Here is a 16163-nt window from a genome sequence, read left to right as displayed (position 1 = left end):
TGGCCGCGCGGCGGCCTCACATCGAAGGATCGACATCATGGAAAACGCAGCGCGCATGTCTGACGCGGCCCCGGCGGCCGCGCCGAAGAACCGGATGAATGTCTGGCAGCTCACCATCCTCACGGCAGTCAACATGATGGGCTCCGGCATCATCCTGCTGCCGGCGAAGCTCGCGCAGGTCGGCACGATCTCGCTGGTGTCGTGGATCGTCACGGCCGGCGGCTCGCTCGCGCTGGCCTATGCGTTCGCGCGCTGCGGGATGTTGAGCCGCAAGCCGGGCGGGATGGGCGGCTACGCGGAATACGCGTTCGGCAAGGCCGGCAACTACATGGCGAACTACACGTACGGGCTGTCGCTCGTGATCGCCAACGTCGCGATCGGCGTCACGGCGGTCGGCTACGGCACCGTGCTGTTCGACGCGACGCTGTCGCCGCTGCAGACGGGCCTGTGGACGATCTTCCTGCTCGTGCTCACGACGGTCGCGAACTTCGGCGGCTCGCGCATCACCGGCCGGATCGGTGCGGTGACCGTGTGGGGCGTGATCATTCCGGTCGTCATCGTGTCGCTGATCGGCTGGTTCTGGTTCAGCGGCGCAACCTGGGGCGCTGCGTGGAATCCGCACAACATGGCGTTCGGGCCGGCTGTCGGCGGTTCGATCGCAGTGACGCTGTGGGCGTTCCTCGGGCTCGAATCGGCGTGCGCGAACTCGGATGCGGTGGAGAACCCGGAACGCAACGTGCCGATCGCCGTGCTCGGCGGCACGATCGCGTCGGCGATCTTCTACATCGTGTCGACCAACGTGATCGCGGGGATCGTACCCAACGCGATCCTCGCGGCGTCGAACGCGCCGTTCGGCATCGCGTTCGCGACGATGTTCACGCCGACCGTCGGCACGATCGTCACCGCGCTGATGGTGATCGCGTGCATCGGCTCGCTGCTCGGCTGGCAGTTCACGGTCGCGCAGGTGTTCAAGAGCTCGGCGGACGTCGGCTACTTCCTGCCGGTGTTCGGGCGTGCGACGCGCACGGGCACGCCGATCGTCGGCATGGTGATCCTGCTCGTCGCACAGGTCGCGCTGGCGCTGATGACGATCAGCCCGGAACTGAGCAGCCAGTTCCAGAAGATCGTCGATCTCGCGGTCGTCACGAACCTCGTGCCGTACGTGATGTCGATGGCCGCGCTGATCACGATCCAGAAGGTCGCGAAGGTGCCGCCGGCCAAGGCACTGGTGACGAACGCGATCGCGATGGTCGCCACCGCGTACAGCTTCTATGCGCTGTTCAGCTCGGGCGAGCAGGCGCTGATGCTCGGCGGCCTGTGCGTGTTCCTCGGCTGGACGCTGTTCGGCTTCGTCAGCGCGCGCTTCTACCAGATGGAAGTCGACGCGCACGTGAAGGAGCCGGGGAAGTCGCTGCAGGCGTGATGGCGGCGCAATCCGTATCGCCGGAGGTCGGTCGCCGAAGCCGCGTGTGTTCATCGACGCGATGAGCGACAATCGGCTTTCGCGCGACCGACGGGAGACGGCGACATGACGCAACAGGATGAAGCGGTGCGCACGCGATGCGTCGCATGGCAGATCGTGCAGACGTGGCAGGCGGCCGAATGGTGCCGGCTCGTGGAGACGCGCACGGGAAGCGATCTGTCGGGTTCGGTATCGGGCGCGATCGACGGCATGCCGTTTTGCATCGACTATGCGATCGCATGCGGTGCCGACTGGCTCACGCGCTCGACGCGCGTGACACGATGGGTCGGCATGGCACCGCCGCGGCAACTGGACATCGCATGCGACGGAGGGCGCTGGACGATCGACGGTGTCGATGCGCCCGCGCTCGCGGGCGCGACCGACATCGACCTCGGCTTCAGTCCGTCGACCAATACACTGCCGATCCGGCGGCTGGCGCTGGCCGTGGGCGATTCGGCGACGATCCATACCGCATGGCTGCGCTTTCCGGATTTCGCCATCGTGCGCGGCGAGCAGCGCTATACGCGTACGGCGCCACATGTGTATCGCTACGAGAGCGGCACGTATGCGGCCGATATCGCGATCGACGAAGCGGGCCTCGTGATCGACTACGACGAATGGCGGCGCATCGGCACGGCGCCCGCGCCGTAACGCGTCGCATCGCGCCTCGGCGGCGCCTCAGCGCGCGCTGGCGACTGTCAGCTTGCCGGGAATCAGCTTCAGCGTGCTGAACGTGTCGGCGATGTTCTGCTGATAGGCGACCGTCGCGTCGGTGACGGGCTGCACGCCGTAGCCGGCGCGCTTGAGCGCGACTTCGAGCGTCGGCGCGTCGAGGCCGACGAGCGGCGACAGTTGCGCGGCGACGTCGGGCGTGTGGTCGCGCGCCCAGCGATCGACCGCGTCGACTTCGTCGAGCAGCGCGCGCAGCACCTGTGGCTGAGCGGCCGCATACTTGCGCGCCGCAAGGTAGTACTGCGTGTTGCGCACGAGCCCTTCGCCGTTCGCGATCACGCGCGCGCCGAGCTGCCGCTCGGCGGCCGCCAGATACGGATCCCAGATCACCCACGCATCGACGCTGCGCTGCACGAACGCGGCGCGCGCGTCGGCGGGCGTCAGGTAGATCGGCTGGATGTCCGCATACGCGAGGCCCGCGTGTTCGAGCGCCTTCACCAGCAGGTAGTGGACGTTCGAGCCCTTGTTGAACGCGACCTTCTTGCCGCGCAACTGCGCGACGCTGCGGATCGGCGAATCGGGCAGCACGACGATCGCTTCGCCTTGCGGCGCGGGCGGCTCGTTGCCGATATAGACGAAATCGACGCCGGCCGCCTGCGCGAAGATCGGCGGCGTTTCGCCGACCGTGCCGACATCGATCGCGCCGGCATTCAACCCTTCGAGCAGTTGCGGGCCGGCCGGGAATTCGAGCCATTGCACCGCGACGCCCTGGCTCGCCAGACGCTTCTCGAGCGTGCCGCGTGCCTTCAGCACGACGAAGTTGCCGTATTTCTGGAAGCCGATGCGCAGCCGCGTGCCGTTGCCCTGGGCCTGCGCGGGCAGGGTCGCGAGCGGCCCGAGCGCGAGCCCGGCAAGCCCGGCGGCCGCGCCGTGCAGCCATTGGCGGCGGCGCGGGTTCGCGGGAGTCGTTTCAACGTCTGCGTGCGGTGTGTCGTTCATCGGAGTGTCCTGCGTGCGGGTTCACGGGCCGCGCGCCAAGGCGGCGCGGCCGGCGCAGGATGGGGCCGGATGCGGGCGACGCACGCAACGGGCCGGCCCGCGCCGGATTCAGGACGATACGGCCGCGCGGGCCGGCGGCCAACCAATGAATGCGCATATGCAAATCAGTGGCGCTCAGGCTGCGTCGGCGGCGTTTTCCTCGATCGAGTCGACGCGGTCCGGATAGAACGCGAGGTGCCCGCGAATCGCTTCGACGGCCGGATACGGATGCTCGTAGGTCCACACCGCGTTGGTCGCGCGTTCGCCGCCGGCCGGGATCGAGTAGTACGCGCAGTCGCCCTTGTACGGGCAATACGTCGCATGGTCGGTGCGTCGCAGCAGCGACATGTCGGCGTCTTCGCGCGGGATGTAGAGCACGGCCGGATAGCTGGCCTCGCGCAGCGCCAGCGCGCGGCGCGTATCGGCGACGACCTTGCCGGCCACCGTGACCACCACGCGCCACGGATGGGGCTCGACCGTGATCGGATGATCGGGGCCCGGCGACTTCACGGGGCGAGAGGGCGTATCGGAGCTGATCGACATCGTGGGTCCTCCAGGAATCGGTGGCACGGCGGCGCCGGACGGATCCCGGCGCGCCCGTGCCGGCGTTTGCCAGCCGATACGATGCGCCAATTCCGCAGACTCTGCAGGGGGCCGGAAGGCGGTGGCGCGGCAAGGTTGCCGGGCGATGCCCCGGCGCTCGCTTGGACATTTTCATGCACGGGCAGCGGGATGCATCAGTGGCGATAAGCAACGCCGAATTAATTGGTAAGCGATCGGCGGGCGGCGCGCGAAGATCGGCCGTCGTCATTCGCATGACCCATTCCTCCTCTCCGCCACCATGAAGAATCCTTTCGTTTCGTCAGCCGCGCGTCGTGCGCGTCGCGCACCGCATGCCGCTGTCGCACTGCGTTGCGTGGCTGCGTCGCTGCTGCTCGCCGGCGTGGCCACCCAGGCGCTCGCCGCGCCGGCCGGCAAGACGCTCGTGTACTGCACCGAAGGCAGCCCGGCCGGATTCGATCCGGGCCAGCACACGACGAGCACCGATTTCGACGCGAGCACGTACACGATCTACAACGGGCTCGTGCAGTTCAAGCGCGGCACGCTCGATCTCCAACCGTCGCTCGCGACGAGCTGGGACGTGTCGCCCGACCAGCGCACGATCACGTTCCACTTGCGGCGTGGCGTGAAATTCCAGACGACCGCGTGGTTCAAGCCGACGCGGCCGTTTCAGGCCGACGACGTCGTGTTCACGTTCCGCCGCATGCTCGATCCGGACGATCCGTTCCGCAAGGCCTACCCGGCCAGCTTCCCGTACTTCAGCGATCTCGGTTTCGACCGCAACGTCGAGCGCATCGAGAAGATCGACGACTACACGGTGCGCTTCGTGCTGAAGTCGCCCGACGTCGTGTTCGTGCGCAACCTCGCGATGGCGTTCGCGTCGATCCTGTCGGCCGAATATGCGTCGCAGCTCGCGGCGCGCCATCGCGAGGCCGACATCAACCAGTTTCCGGTCGGTACCGGGCCGTTCCTGCTGCGCACGTACCAGAAGGATGCGCTGATCCGCTACGACGCGAACCCCGACTACTGGAAGCCGGACGACGTGAAGCTCGCGCGCCTCGTGTTCGCGATTACGCCCGATCCGGCCGCGCGCCTGCAGAAGCTGGTGGCCGGCGAGTGCCAGGTGTCGGTGTTTCCGCGCCCGGCCGATCTCGATACGGTGCGGCGCGACCCGAAGCTGACGCTGTTCTCGGGGATGGGTTTCAACGTCGGCTTCGTCGCGTACAACACGCAGCATGCGCCGCTCGATCGCGTCGACGTGCGGCGCGCGCTCGACATCGCGATCGACAAGACGGCGATCGTGAAGACCGTCTTCAACGGCGACGCGAAGATCGCGACGAACCCGATGCCGCCGTCGCAATGGTCGTACAACCCGCGCCTGAAGGATGCGCCGCGCGATCCGGCAGCCGCGAAGGCGCTGCTCGCGCAGGCCGGGTTCCCGAACGGTTTCGACCTGACGCTGTGGGCGATGCCGGTGCAGCGCCCGTACAACCCGAATGCGCAACTGATGGCGCAACTGATCCAGCAGGACTGGGCGAAGATCGGCGTGCGCGCGAAGATCGTCAGCTACGAATGGGGCGAATACAACCGCCGTGCGAAGCACGACGGGCAGCACGACGCGATCCTGTACGGCTGGTCGGGCGACAACGGCGACCCCGACAACTGGCTCGGCACGCTGCTCGGCTGCGACGCGGTGCACGGCAGCAACCTCGCGAAGTGGTGCAACCAGGATTTCGAAAAGCTGGTGAGCGCGGCGCGCTCGAATGCGGACGTCGCGAAGCGTACGGCGCTGTACGAACAGGCGCAGGTCGTGTTCAAGGACCAGGTGCCGTTCACGCCGATCGCGACGTCGATCGTGTCGCTGCCGGTGTCCAAACGTGTACACGGGCTGACGTTCTCGCCGCTCGGCGGGCACCGGTTCGATGGCGCGTGGCTGGATTGACGGAGGAAGGGCCGGCGCGCTCGCGCGCGCCGGTGCCGGTTGCGCTCAGTTAGTTGAGCGCGACGGCCGCCGCCGCTTCGACCGGCGAGCCTTCGAGCGCGACCGAGGGCCGGCCGTCGGGGCCGACCGGCACGTCGCCGGCGAGCGTCGTACGGTAAAGCTGGCGGTCGAAGTCGAGATCGAAGATGTCGACGGGCGCGAGATGCGCGGTCGCGCGGTTGTCCCAGAACGCGATGCTGCGCGGTTCCCACTTGAAGCGGATCGTGAATTCCGGCCGCGTCACGTGTTCCCACAGCAGTTCGAGCAACGCCTGGCTCTCGCGCGGCGTCAGCCCGACGATCGATTTCAGGAAGCTCGGGCTCGCGTACAACGCGCGTTCGCCGGTCTCCGGATGCACGCGCACGAGCGGATGCTCGGTCACGAGCGGGCGTCGCTCGACCGCGTCGTCGAACGCGCCGGTGGCGCGCGCACCGGCCGGCGGCGTGAAGCGGTGGAGGCCGCGCAAGCCGTCGACGAAGCCGCGCAGCGGTGCGGACAGCGTGTCATACGCACGCACGAGGTTGGTCCAGTGCGTGTCGCCGCCGTACGGCGGGATCGTCACGCCGCGCAGGATCGACGCCCACGGCGGGTTTACGGCGGCCGTCACGTCGGTGTGCCAGCCCGTCCACGGCCGGCGCACCGGTTCGCCTTCGAAACGCGTCGCCTTGCGGTGCTTCGCGATCGAATAGACGGCCGGATGGCCATCGACGTGCCCGAACACGGGGTGGCCGACCGTCGGCTCGCCGAACTGCGCGGAGAATGCGACGTGCTGGTCGTGCGTGAGGAATTGTTCGCGGAAGAAGATGACGCGCCATTTCAGCAGCGCGGCGCGGATTGCCGCGATCTGCGGCGTGGTCAACGGTTGCGTGAGGTCGACGCCGCGGATTTCCGCGCCGATATGGGCGGACAGCGGGATCACGTCGACCGGCTGGGCTGCCGGTTCGGGTAGGGCGCTCATGCGACGCTCCTGGCGGAAGTGAACGGGGCGGATGGCCGACATCGTTGCGCGTGCAAGCGTCGGTCCGGTGGCGGGAAGTTCATCGTGGTGTGTCCGGTGGCGAATGGCGGGGAACGCGCGGCGACGCACGGAACTGCGCCGCCGCGGTAAGCGGACGTTATTGCAGCGTCGCGCCCGGCCCCTTCAGCACGACGCTCTGGCGACCGTCGATGCCGACCGGCACGTCGCCGTGAACGGTCGCGCGGCGCACGACGCGGCGTGCATCGCCGTAGTCGTTGATCGCGTAGTGCTGCGTCGCGCGGTTGTCCCAGATCGCGACGTCGCCTTCCTGCCAGTTCCAGCGCACGGTGTTCTCGAGACGCGTCACGTGCTCGTGGAATACCTGCAGCAGGTGCGCGGAATCCTGCGCCGACAGCCCCTTGAGCCGCTGCACGAAGTGCCCGAGCACGAGCGTGCGCTCGCCGGTTTCCGGATGCACGCGCACGACCGGGTGCTCGGTTTCGTAGACGGTCGACGTGAACACTTCGCGGTAGCGCTTCAGTTGCGTGTCGTCGGCGTGCACGTGCGTCGACGCGTAGTCGTACGCGTTCGTGTGCAGCGCCCACAGCGTGTCGGCGAGCGCGCGCAGCGGGTCGGGGAGATGGGCGTACGCGGCGGCCGTGTTGGCCCACACCGTATCGCCGCCGAACGGCGGAATCACGACCGCGCGCAGGATCGAGATCTTCGGGTACGCATCGACGAACGTGACGTCGGTGTGCCACGAGTTGGCGCGCGCGCCGTGCGCGGAATCGAGTTCGAGCAGATGCGCGCTGCCGTCGACGGACGGCACGGTCGGGTGCGCGACCGTGTCGCCGAAGCGGCGTGCGAACGCTTCCTGCGCGATGTCGTCGAGATGGTGCTGGCCGCGGAAGAACAGCACCTTGTGACGCAGCAGCGCGGCCTGGATCGCATCGAACGTCGCGTCGTCGAGCGTGGCCGACAGCCGGACGCCGGCGATCTCGGCGCCGATCCGGCCGGCAACCTGGCGAAGCTGAAGCGGGGCGGCGGCCGTGCGCGGCGCGGCGTGCGAAGCATGCGAGGACGGGTGAGCGGCGTGCTGGACTTCGGACATCGGGAGTCTCCTGGAGTCGGGTCGGTCGAGTCTCCATTCAAGCAGGGACCGCGCGGAACCGGAACCGATGAATCGTCACAACCTTAGCGTGCGTGCTGCGATGATCGATATGTGTCGTCATGCTGAGCAATGCGGTCGCGACCCGCCCCTACCACGCGAGCCGCCATTCGCCGATCCGGTGCGCGCCCGGCGTGTCGATGCGCTTGCCGCCCGCGCCATCGTCGCGCGGCGGTTCGCGATCGTCGAAATCGGCGAGCACCGTGTCGCGCAACCGCGCGAATCCCGGCGAATCGCGCCGGCGCGGCCGCGGCAGCGCGACATCGACGATGCGTTCGATACGGCCCGGGCGCGGCGCCATCGTGACGACGCGGTCGCCGAGATAAACGGCTTCGTCGACGTCGTGCGTGACGAGCATCATCGTGATGCGTTCCTGCTCCCAGATGCGCAGCAGTTCGTTCTGCATCCGCGCACGCGTCTGCGCATCGAGCGCGCCGAACGGCTCGTCGAGCAGCAGCACGCGCGGGCGGTTTACGAGGCCGCGCGCGATCGCGACGCGCTGCGCCATCCCGCCCGACAACTGGTTCGGAAACGCGTGCTCGAAGCCGTTCAGCCCGACCAGCGCGATGTGGTCCGCGACCGCGCGCCGCTTCGCGGCCGCGTCGAGCGGTGCGTTGCGCAGCGCGGCGCCGATGTTCTGCTCGACGGTGAGCCACGGGAACAGCCGGTGATCCTGGAACACGATCCCGCGCTGCAGCGACGTGTCGCGCACGCGTTCGTCGCCGGCGCGGATCTCGCCCGTGTAGTCGGTGTCGAGCCCCGCGATCAGCCGCAGCAACGTCGACTTGCCGCAGCCGCTCGCGCCGACGATCGTGACGAATTCGCCGGCGCGCACGTGCAGCGACACGTCGTCGAGCACGGCGAGCGACGCGCCGCGTTGTGCGTAGTGCTTGCCGACATGGAGGATGTCGAGCGAATCGGAGGCGAGGGTCGTCATGGCGGAGCGAGGAAGGATGCGACAGGGAAGAAGGGGGCGATCATCGCGGCAGGTCGCCGCGCCGGGCCAGCACCTTGCGTTCGATCGCACGCGCGATCGCATTCAGTGCCCAGCCGGTCACGCCGACGACGATGATCCCGAACAGCACGAGATCCATCCGGAACTGCTCGCTGCCGTCGATCAGCGTATTGCCGATCCCGCTGCCGGCGACGAGCAGGTATTCGGCGCCGAGCGTCGCGAGCCACGAATAGATCAGGCCGAGATACAGCCCGGTGAAGATCGACGGCAGCGCGGCCGGCAGGATCACGTGGCGGACGAGCTGGAGCCGCGAGTAACGCAGCGCGCGGGCGACGTCGACATACGCGCGCGGCACCGCGTGAATGCCGTCGCACGTATGCGCGGCGACGGGCAGCAGCGCGGCGAGCGACAGGAACACGACCTTGGCGACGTCGCCGAGGCCGAACCACACGGAAATCAGCGGAATCCACGCGAACAGCGAGATCTGCTTGAACGTGTCGAAGCTCGGGCCGACCATTCGCGCGGCGATGCGCGACAGCCCGAGCGCCGCGCCGAGCAGCAGCCCGCCCGTCGCGCCGATCGCGAACCCGCAGGCTTCGCGCGCGAGCGACGCGGACAGTGCGCGGCCGAGCGCGCCGCTCGCGACCTGCGACCACGCGGTGTGCAGGACGTCGGCCGGGCCGACGAGCAGCCCGCTGGTCACGAGGTGCGCGGAAGCGATCGCCCACCAGAGCGCGAACGCGACGAGCGGCAGCACGAAGCCGCGCCAGTCGGGCGCATGCAGGCGGCGGGCGGCCGTGGCGGGCAACGGCGTAGCGTCCGGCGCGAGCGTCGGCGTGGCGGGATGGGGCATGGGATGGTCTCCTTCGGTTGCGCAGGCAGGCCGGTTCAGCCGCGGAACGCGGACGGCACGCCGCGGCGCAGGCGCGCTTCGAGTGCGTCGAGCAACCGGTTGATCAGCAGGCCGACCGCGCCGACCACGACCACGGCCGCCATCACGAGATCGAGCTGGAACAGTTGCCGGCCGTACACGATCAGGTAGCCGAGCCCTTCGGAAGACGCGACGAGCTCGACGACGACGAGCGCGAGCCACGACTTCGTGAACGCGAGCCGCACGCCGGTCGCGAGCGTCGGGATCGCGGCCGGCAGCACGACGTGGGCGATGCGTTGCCGGCGCGTGTAGCCGAACCCGCGCGCGACTTCGTCGAGCGCGGGCGGCGTCTGGCGAAACCCTTGCAACGTGCTCATCGTGACGGGGACGAGTGCCGCATGCGCGATCAGCAGGTACTTGAGCGGTTCGCCGACGCCGACGAGCAGCAGCAGGAACGGCAGCCAGCCGAGCACCGGAATCTGCACGAGCGCGTTGAAGCCCGGCAGCACGTAGGCTTCCAGCGTACGCGACAGGCCGAGCGCGACGCCGATCGCGAAACCGAGCAGCGAGCCGGCCGCAAAGCCGATCAGCACGCGCTGCAGGCTGATCAGCGTGTGGCGCGCGAGATCGCCGCTCGTCGCCAGCTCGGCGAGCGCGTCGTACACGCGTTCGGGCGGCGGCAGGATCTGCGGTGCGATCCAGCCGCGCGCGCTGCCGACGGTCCACAGCGCGAACAGCAGCGCGGGCAATACCCACGGCGCGAGCTGCCACGCCAGCCGCTTCACGCCCGCCGCTCGGCGCGGCTGCGCGGCGAGCGCGGGCGGCTCGGACGACGGAATCGGGATCGCGGTGTCGCTCATCGGGGCGGGTCCGGGTCAGGAGAGGGGCTTGCCGGCCGCGTCGTAGCGCGGCCAGTAGTTTTCGAGCTTCAGCGTGCGCAGTGCGTTGTCGAGATACTTCGGCTCGAACCAGCCGTCGACGTCGACCGGCTGGCGGATCAGTTTCAGCTTCAGCGCATCCTGCGCGACGGCCTTGTAGCGCGCGACGAGGAACGGGTCGATCAGCGGGGACAGGCGGTCCTTCAGGCGCTGGTTCGCATAGTCGGCCTGCCACGACGAATACGGCACGCCGCTTTTCGCCCACAGCTTGAACAGCGCATCGCGGTTCGCTTCGTCGGACGACCATTGCGCGCCCTTCACCAGCGCGTTGACGACGCGCTGCACGATGTCCGGATGCGCGCGCTCGAAATCGTCGAGCACGAGCAGGTGGGTCTGGCGCGTGAGCTGAGGGCCGTCGTTCTGCGATTCGTAGATGATCTTCGCGAGCCCCGCGTCGCGCAGCTTGTATAGCTGGTAGTCGCCCACCGATGCGTCGATGCCCTTCGACGCGAGCGCGGCGAGCGAGCTTGCGGAGTCGAGGTTGATCACGCGCAGGTCGCGTTCGCCGAGGCCGTTCTTCGCGAGCGCGTTATCGGCGACGAGCTGCAGGTTCGTGCCGCGGAAGATCGACACGCGGCGGTCTTTCAGGTCCGTGATCGATCGGATGCCGGAGTCGGGCGGTACCGCGATCTTGACGCCCGAGCGCACGCTCGCGGCGAGCAGCAGGCGTGTCTTGATCCCGTTCGAGCGCGCGAGCACGGCGGGCAGGTCGCCCTGGTACGCGAAGTCGAGCGCCTTGTTGGCGATCGCCTCGTTGACGGCCGGCCCCGCGCCCTTGAAGAACAGCCACTGCACCTTGATGCCGTCGGCCGCGAATTCCTTTTCGACCCGTTGCTGCAACTGCGCGGTGGCGGCGCTCGAGCCGCCGAAGGTCGGCGGATCGCCGGCGCCTTGCTGGGCGACCCCGATGCGGATGGTGGCGGGCTTGTCGGCGTGCGCGGCGGCGGCCGCCAGCGTCATCAGCGTGGCTGCCAGCAGCGATCGCAGCAGGCGCAGGGGAAACGGGAATCGATCGGTCATGGTGCGTCGGGTAGCGAGAAAATGAAGTCGGGCAGAGAGGCGTCGCGCCATTCTGGTGGACGCCTCTGGCGCTGGACAAGCAACGATTTGAACTATGCTTATCGCCGCTTGACGGGTTGCCGGGCCGAGCACGCCGTTTTCCACGGACGGAAAGCGGATTCGCATGTATCGGGTAATCGTTCAGGATTCCGATTATTTTGATTGGCGTTGCCTGCTGATCAGGCGAGCGCCGATTTGAAAATGCCTGAAATAGAGAAAATCGCGGATTCGCATGCCGATCGGCCGACGAATCCAGGCAGTGAAATAGGTATCAGGCGGGTAAAAAAACCGATCCGGAACGGTCATATTTGCCGGATTGGCCGGGCGGAGCGTGAACGGATTGCAGGCCGGCGCACGTGAGCCGTCGCGCGAAACGGTGCGCGCGGCACCACCCGGCATACCGAAAAATCGAATGAAAATGGGTTATCCGCCAGACGGGAAATGTTTCATCGCGACAGTTAACATTCTTACTTCGGTATCTGAACCATGCGGAATGCCGCGAGAAGGAATTTCGGAAGACGACCTGTATGGATTTCATCATTTCAGGGTGCTATCCATAAATACCTTCCGACGCCAAATTATTTGAAATCGTCCAAAAAATTGTCTATACCCTAGACGAATCGGCGCGGTCGGCGTCATGCCGGCGCGGCCGAGCAACAAGTGCGCGAATGAAACGACCGGTGCCGTCGTTGCATGCCGCGCGTCGCAGCGATCGAGAGGACTTCGGGGGATGCGAACGGCCTCATGCCAGGGCCGTCCGCATGAGTCGCGAATGGGCAACGCCATGTGCAGCCGCAGGACCCATGCAGCGTCTTTACGTTCAACGGTCGATCATCGACCCCGTCACACGGAGGTTGCCATGCTGCAATACGTCAAGTCCCTGCTGCGTGATGAACGTGGCGTCAGCTCGCTCGAATATGCGGTGCTGGCCGGCATCGTCGTGGTCGCGCTGGCGGCGGTCGGCGTGATCCTCAGCAGCACTTCCGGCGGCTTGCCGAGCGTGTTCACGGCGCTGATCACGAAGGTGACGAGCCTGATCTGATCCCCTGAACCCGCGCGCCGCCGACGAACACACGGATCCGCAGCGGTAGAACGTATCCAGCCGGGGGTGCGCCGATGGACGGCTCTCCCATGCTCACTCTCGTGCAGTCGGTGGCCACTTTCGTGCTGGCGTCGCTCGCGGCGCAGGACCTGCGCGACCGGCGCCTGTCCAATCGCGCGGTGCTGGCGTTCGCGATGCTGTATTTCGTCGAGGCGGTGCTCGCGCGCGAAGGGCTCGTACCGCTGGCCGGCCACGTCGCGACCGCCGCGGCGATGCTGCTGCTGTTCGGCGGCTTGCGCCACGCGGGCTGGATCGGCGGCGGCGACGTCAAGCTGGCGGCGGCGGTATTCCTGTGGGCCGGCCCGACGCTGGCGCTCCCCGTGTTGACGATCGTCGGCGCGGGCGGCGTCCTGTGCGGCCTCGCCGCGCTCGCGGCCGTCGCGTGGCAGTGCCGCGCCGCGCCCGCCCGCGCGGTCGCCGCGCGCGGCGTGCCGTACGGTGTCGCGCTCGCGCTCGGCGGCGCGCTGGCCGTCTGGGCACCGTTTCCGCACACGGTTTCGCTTACCTAGCCGGGGAACGCACGCCGCCATGCCCAAACCTCTGAGAATGGCCGTGCTGATCGTCGCTGCCGGCATCGGCGCGTTCATCCTGCGCGAACTGTACGTCGCCGCGTCGACGCCGTCGGTACCCGGCGAAGCGGACCAGACGCGTGTGCGCGTCGCGGCCGCCGATCTGCCGGAAGGGCTGCTGCTGCGCGACAACGATCTCGCGTGGAAGCGCATGCCGCGCGCACAGGTGCCGCAGGGCGCGTTCGTCGAGTCGCAGCCGGGCCCCGATCTGAAGGGCGCGTTGCTGCGCAACCGCGTCGGCGCCGACACGCCGATCCGCACGGACAACGTGATTCCGGCCGGCGCACCGGATTTTCTCGCGGCCGCGCTGCAGCCCGGCATGCGCGCGATCTCGGTGCCGGTCGACGACGTATCGGGCAACGCGGGGCTGATCCAGCCGGGCGACTTCGTCGACGTGGTGCTCACGCAGCAGATCGGCGGCTCGGCGACGTCGCCCGGCACCTTCGAAGCGGAGACGGTCGTGCGGCGCGCGCGCGTGCTCGCGGTCGGCTCGGAATTTCAGCGTGCGAAGACGCCCGCGAGCGCGCCGGACGCGACGGCGCGCGCGCGCACGGTCACGCTAGAGGTCGCGCCGCGCACCGCGCAGGTCGTGCTGGTCGCGACGCGCCTCGGCTCGCTGTCGCTCGCGCTGCGCAGCTTCGCGACCAGCGACCGGCGGCAACCGGCGGGCGGCGACGAGCAGGAGCCGGATACGCAGCCGGTGTGGGCGGGCGACGTGTCGCGCGCAGCCCGCGAGGCCACGCGTGCGCCGTCCGCCGGGCCGGAAGCCGGCGGCGCGCGGCCGGCGGGACAAGGCAACACGGTCGTGATCTATCGCGGTTCGTCGATCGACGACGGGTCGCGCGGCGGCGGCACCGGCACGCCGGGGCTGCCGCCATTGCCGTCCGGCCTGCCGGCGCTGCCGGGCGGCGGCAGTGTCGCGGCGGATGCGACGGCACAACTGCCGAGGGTGGCGGCGCCGCAATGACGGATCGACGGATCGGGCCGGCCGCCCGGCGGCCGGCATTTGACGGGATGACGGGAACACGCATGGTGCGCATGGTTCGTTGGATCGCTCTCTGGTGCCTGGCCAGCCTCGCCGCGCCCGGCGTCGCGTTCGCGCAGGGCGCGCGTGCGCCGGACGCCGGCGCGGCACTGTCGATCGCGACCGGCAAGGGCGAGATGCTGTCGCTGCCCGAGCCCGCGGTCGCGATGTTCGTCGCCGATCCGACCATCGCCGACATCCAGGTGCCGTCGCCTCGCACCGTGTTCGTGTTCGGCAAGAAGGCCGGCACGACCACGCTGATCGCGCTCGGCGCGAACCATCGGCCGATCCTGCGCAGGACGGTGATCGTGCAGGTCGACACGGCGTCGCTTCAGGCGGTGCTCGACAGCCGCTTTCCGCAGCTGAAGCTGTCGGTGTCCGGCGCGCCGGGCTCGCTGATGGTGTCGGGCAAGGTGCCGAGCGCGGCCGACGCGGACGCCGTGATGCAGTCGCTCGCGCCGTACCTGCACGACAAGGAAAGCATCGTCAACCGGCTCACGCTGTCGCGCCCGATCCAGGTGAACCTGCGCGTGCGGGTGACCGAGGTGAGCCGCAACGTCACGCAGCAACTCGGCATCAACTGGAGCGCGCTCGGCGGCGCCGGCAACTTCGTCGGCGGGCTGTTCAACGGCCGCACGCTGTTCGATCCGACGAACGGCCTGTTCAACCTGTCGCCGACGGGCGCATTCTCGGTGCTTGGCGGGTTCCGCGCGGGGCGCTGGTCGATCGATGTCGTGCTCGACGCGCTCGACCAGGAGGGCCTGATCACGATGCTCGCCGAGCCGAACCTCACCGCAATGTCCGGTGAGACCGCGAGCTTCCTCGCGGGCGGCGAGATTCCGATCCCGGTCGCGCAGGCCGGCGCGTCGTCCGGCGCGATCACGGTCGAGTTCAAGCCGTTCGGCGTATCGCTCGACTTCACGCCGACCGTGCTCGCCGACAACCGCATCAGCCTGAAGGTGCGGCCGGAAGTAAGCGAGGTCGACGCGAGCAACAGCGTGACGACCGGCGGCGTCAAGATCCCGGGGCTGACCGTGCGGCGCGTCGAGACCACGGTCGAGCTGTCGAGCGGGCAGAGCTTCGCGATCGGCGGGCTGCTGCAGAGCCAGACGGCCGACACCGTGTCGCAGATCCCGGGGCTCGGCCGGCTGCCGATCATCGGCCGGCTGTTTTCGTCGAAGAACTTCCAGGACAGCAAGACCGAGGTGGTCGTGATCGTCACGCCGTACATCGTGCAGCCGGCCGGGCCCGGCCAGCTCGAGCAGGCGATCGACACCGTCGCGCGGCCGAGCAGCGATCTGGAGTTCGCGGTGCAGCACAACCTCGGGCTCGACCTGCTGTCGGGCGACACGCCGCGCCTCGTCGGCGCCGCGGGCTTCGTGTACTGAATCGGAGGCGCGCCCATGCGAGTTCGAACCACCGTCCTGGCACTGTTGCCGCTGGCGCTGGCGGGCTGCATGTCGGCGCCGCCGCCGCTGAACCTGCCCGACGCGCGGTCGATCGGCTTCGACGGCGTGCAGGCGGTGCCGCCCGACTGCGCGAAGCTGATGCAGCCGTCGCATCTCGTCGATGCGGGCTTCGGGCGGCCGGGCGTGCCGTTCGGCTGCGCGACCTACACGAACCTCGCGACCATGCTCGCGCGGCCGCAGGATCTCGTCGCGCCCGTGCCGTACGGCGGCGCCGACGCGGAAGTCGCGGCCGGCGCGGTGCGCCGCTACGTCGAGGATCGCGTGAAGCAGCCGACGCCCGGCAAGACGCTGACGACGACCGGCTCGCCCGGCCATTGAACCGATTCCCGATGCCAT

The 16163-nt window shown here is 68.8% G+C and carries 17 protein-coding genes; 8 read left to right on the top strand and 9 right to left on the bottom strand.

Annotated features, from left to right (window positions below):
* Positions 1-37: 37 nt before the first annotated feature.
* Positions 38-1423 carry a putrescine-ornithine antiporter gene (gene potE / locus JYG32_RS22945; protein ID WP_213267090.1) on the top strand — a complete coding sequence of 462 codons (1386 nt, stop codon included), beginning with the start codon at positions 38-40 and terminating at the stop codon, positions 1421-1423.
* A gap of 105 nt (positions 1424-1528) precedes the next feature.
* Positions 1529-2113, top strand: coding sequence for a putative glycolipid-binding domain-containing protein (locus tag JYG32_RS22940; RefSeq protein ID WP_213267089.1), 585 nt, complete (start codon positions 1529-1531; stop codon positions 2111-2113).
* Positions 2114-2140: 27 nt separating this feature from the next.
* Here JYG32_RS22940 and JYG32_RS22935 read toward each other — a convergent pair whose 3' ends face one another.
* Positions 2141-3133 carry a sulfonate ABC transporter substrate-binding protein gene (locus tag JYG32_RS22935; protein WP_213267088.1) on the bottom strand — a complete coding sequence of 331 codons (993 nt, stop codon included), beginning with the start codon at positions 3131-3133 and terminating at the stop codon, positions 2141-2143.
* A 174-nt stretch (positions 3134-3307) separates the two neighbouring features.
* A complete protein-coding gene (locus JYG32_RS22930) occupies positions 3308-3715 on the bottom strand; it encodes a DUF427 domain-containing protein (protein ID WP_174378731.1) in 408 nt (135 codons plus the stop codon).
* A gap of 298 nt (positions 3716-4013) precedes the next feature.
* On the opposite strand from JYG32_RS22930, the gene JYG32_RS22925 reads away from it, so the two are divergent.
* Positions 4014-5675 (top strand): ABC transporter substrate-binding protein, encoded by a 1662-nt coding sequence (locus JYG32_RS22925; RefSeq protein ID WP_213267087.1) that lies wholly within the window; start codon positions 4014-4016, stop codon positions 5673-5675.
* Between the two features lie 49 nt (positions 5676-5724).
* Here JYG32_RS22925 and JYG32_RS22920 read toward each other — a convergent pair whose 3' ends face one another.
* From JYG32_RS22920 to JYG32_RS22890, 7 genes are all read right to left on the bottom strand, one after another.
* Positions 5725-6672, bottom strand: a complete 948-nt coding sequence (locus tag JYG32_RS22920; RefSeq protein ID WP_174378729.1) for a TauD/TfdA dioxygenase family protein — start codon at positions 6670-6672, stop codon at positions 5725-5727.
* A 157-nt stretch (positions 6673-6829) separates the two neighbouring features.
* Positions 6830-7783, bottom strand: a complete 954-nt coding sequence (locus tag JYG32_RS22915) for a TauD/TfdA dioxygenase family protein (protein ID WP_174378728.1) — start codon at positions 7781-7783, stop codon at positions 6830-6832.
* Positions 7784-7931: 148 nt separating this feature from the next.
* Entirely contained in the window at positions 7932-8777 is an 846-nt protein-coding gene (locus tag JYG32_RS22910) for an ABC transporter ATP-binding protein (protein WP_213267086.1), read from the bottom strand.
* Between the two features lie 40 nt (positions 8778-8817).
* Positions 8818-9648 (bottom strand): ABC transporter permease, encoded by an 831-nt coding sequence (locus JYG32_RS22905; RefSeq protein WP_213267085.1) that lies wholly within the window; start codon positions 9646-9648, stop codon positions 8818-8820.
* Positions 9649-9683: 35 nt separating this feature from the next.
* Entirely contained in the window at positions 9684-10526 is an 843-nt protein-coding gene (locus tag JYG32_RS22900) for an ABC transporter permease (RefSeq protein ID WP_213267084.1), read from the bottom strand.
* Positions 10527-10541: 15 nt separating this feature from the next.
* The gene (locus JYG32_RS22895; protein ID WP_213267083.1) at positions 10542-11624 is read right to left on the bottom strand and encodes an ABC transporter substrate-binding protein; all 1083 of its coding nucleotides are present in this window, start codon (positions 11622-11624) and stop codon (positions 10542-10544) included.
* 192 nt (positions 11625-11816) lie between these two features.
* Complete coding sequence (locus tag JYG32_RS22890; protein WP_213267082.1) at positions 11817-12062, bottom strand: hypothetical protein; 246 nt, start codon at positions 12060-12062, stop codon at positions 11817-11819.
* 460 nt (positions 12063-12522) lie between these two features.
* On the opposite strand from JYG32_RS22890, the gene JYG32_RS22885 reads away from it, so the two are divergent.
* The 5 genes from JYG32_RS22885 to JYG32_RS22865 all read left to right on the top strand — a co-directional run bounded on the left by JYG32_RS22885 (position 12523) and on the right by JYG32_RS22865 (position 16145).
* A complete protein-coding gene (locus tag JYG32_RS22885) occupies positions 12523-12705 on the top strand; it encodes a Flp family type IVb pilin (protein ID WP_034179896.1) in 183 nt (60 codons plus the stop codon).
* Between the two features lie 89 nt (positions 12706-12794).
* On the top strand, positions 12795-13274 hold the full coding sequence (locus tag JYG32_RS22880; protein ID WP_213267081.1) for an A24 family peptidase: 480 nt from the start codon (positions 12795-12797) through the stop codon (positions 13272-13274).
* Positions 13275-13293: 19 nt separating this feature from the next.
* Positions 13294-14301 carry a Flp pilus assembly protein CpaB gene (gene cpaB, locus JYG32_RS22875; protein WP_213267080.1) on the top strand — a complete coding sequence of 336 codons (1008 nt, stop codon included), beginning with the start codon at positions 13294-13296 and terminating at the stop codon, positions 14299-14301.
* A 62-nt stretch (positions 14302-14363) separates the two neighbouring features.
* Positions 14364-15746 carry a type II and III secretion system protein family protein gene (locus JYG32_RS22870; RefSeq protein ID WP_213267079.1) on the top strand — a complete coding sequence of 461 codons (1383 nt, stop codon included), beginning with the start codon at positions 14364-14366 and terminating at the stop codon, positions 15744-15746.
* A gap of 15 nt (positions 15747-15761) precedes the next feature.
* On the top strand, positions 15762-16145 hold the full coding sequence (locus JYG32_RS22865; RefSeq protein ID WP_213267078.1) for a CpaD family pilus assembly lipoprotein: 384 nt from the start codon (positions 15762-15764) through the stop codon (positions 16143-16145).
* Positions 16146-16163 lie beyond the last annotated feature (18 nt).

Source organism: Burkholderia pyrrocinia (assembly GCF_018417535.1).
GTDB classification, from domain to species: Bacteria; Pseudomonadota; Gammaproteobacteria; order Burkholderiales; family Burkholderiaceae; genus Burkholderia; species Burkholderia pyrrocinia_E.
This window is presented reverse-complemented; position numbering and strand designations above follow the sequence as displayed.

What these genes read in the sequence shown, in the direction of transcription:
- JYG32_RS22935 (WP_213267088.1), bottom strand. Translation starts at nt 3,133, where the DNA reads ATGAACGACACACCGCACGCAGACGTTGAAACGACTCCCGCGAACCCG.
- JYG32_RS22885 (WP_034179896.1), top strand. Translation starts at nt 12,523, where the DNA reads ATGCTGCAATACGTCAAGTCCCTGCTGCGTGATGAACGTGGCGTCAGC.
- JYG32_RS22930 (WP_174378731.1), bottom strand. Translation starts at nt 3,715, where the DNA reads ATGTCGATCAGCTCCGATACGCCCTCTCGCCCCGTGAAGTCGCCGGGC.
- JYG32_RS22865 (WP_213267078.1), top strand. Translation starts at nt 15,762, where the DNA reads ATGCGAGTTCGAACCACCGTCCTGGCACTGTTGCCGCTGGCGCTGGCG.
- JYG32_RS22915 (WP_174378728.1), bottom strand. Translation starts at nt 7,783, where the DNA reads ATGTCCGAAGTCCAGCACGCCGCTCACCCGTCCTCGCATGCTTCGCAC.
- JYG32_RS22890 (WP_213267082.1), bottom strand. Translation starts at nt 12,062, where the DNA reads ATGCCGGGTGGTGCCGCGCGCACCGTTTCGCGCGACGGCTCACGTGCG.
- potE (WP_213267090.1), top strand. Translation starts at nt 38, where the DNA reads ATGGAAAACGCAGCGCGCATGTCTGACGCGGCCCCGGCGGCCGCGCCG.
- JYG32_RS22905 (WP_213267085.1), bottom strand. Translation starts at nt 9,648, where the DNA reads ATGCCCCATCCCGCCACGCCGACGCTCGCGCCGGACGCTACGCCGTTG.
- JYG32_RS22925 (WP_213267087.1), top strand. Translation starts at nt 4,014, where the DNA reads ATGAAGAATCCTTTCGTTTCGTCAGCCGCGCGTCGTGCGCGTCGCGCA.
- JYG32_RS22870 (WP_213267079.1), top strand. Translation starts at nt 14,364, where the DNA reads ATGGTGCGCATGGTTCGTTGGATCGCTCTCTGGTGCCTGGCCAGCCTC.
- JYG32_RS22920 (WP_174378729.1), bottom strand. Translation starts at nt 6,672, where the DNA reads ATGAGCGCCCTACCCGAACCGGCAGCCCAGCCGGTCGACGTGATCCCG.
- JYG32_RS22900 (WP_213267084.1), bottom strand. Translation starts at nt 10,526, where the DNA reads ATGAGCGACACCGCGATCCCGATTCCGTCGTCCGAGCCGCCCGCGCTC.
- cpaB (WP_213267080.1), top strand. Translation starts at nt 13,294, where the DNA reads ATGCCCAAACCTCTGAGAATGGCCGTGCTGATCGTCGCTGCCGGCATC.
- JYG32_RS22880 (WP_213267081.1), top strand. Translation starts at nt 12,795, where the DNA reads ATGCTCACTCTCGTGCAGTCGGTGGCCACTTTCGTGCTGGCGTCGCTC.
- JYG32_RS22910 (WP_213267086.1), bottom strand. Translation starts at nt 8,777, where the DNA reads ATGACGACCCTCGCCTCCGATTCGCTCGACATCCTCCATGTCGGCAAG.
- JYG32_RS22895 (WP_213267083.1), bottom strand. Translation starts at nt 11,624, where the DNA reads ATGACCGATCGATTCCCGTTTCCCCTGCGCCTGCTGCGATCGCTGCTG.
- JYG32_RS22940 (WP_213267089.1), top strand. Translation starts at nt 1,529, where the DNA reads ATGACGCAACAGGATGAAGCGGTGCGCACGCGATGCGTCGCATGGCAG.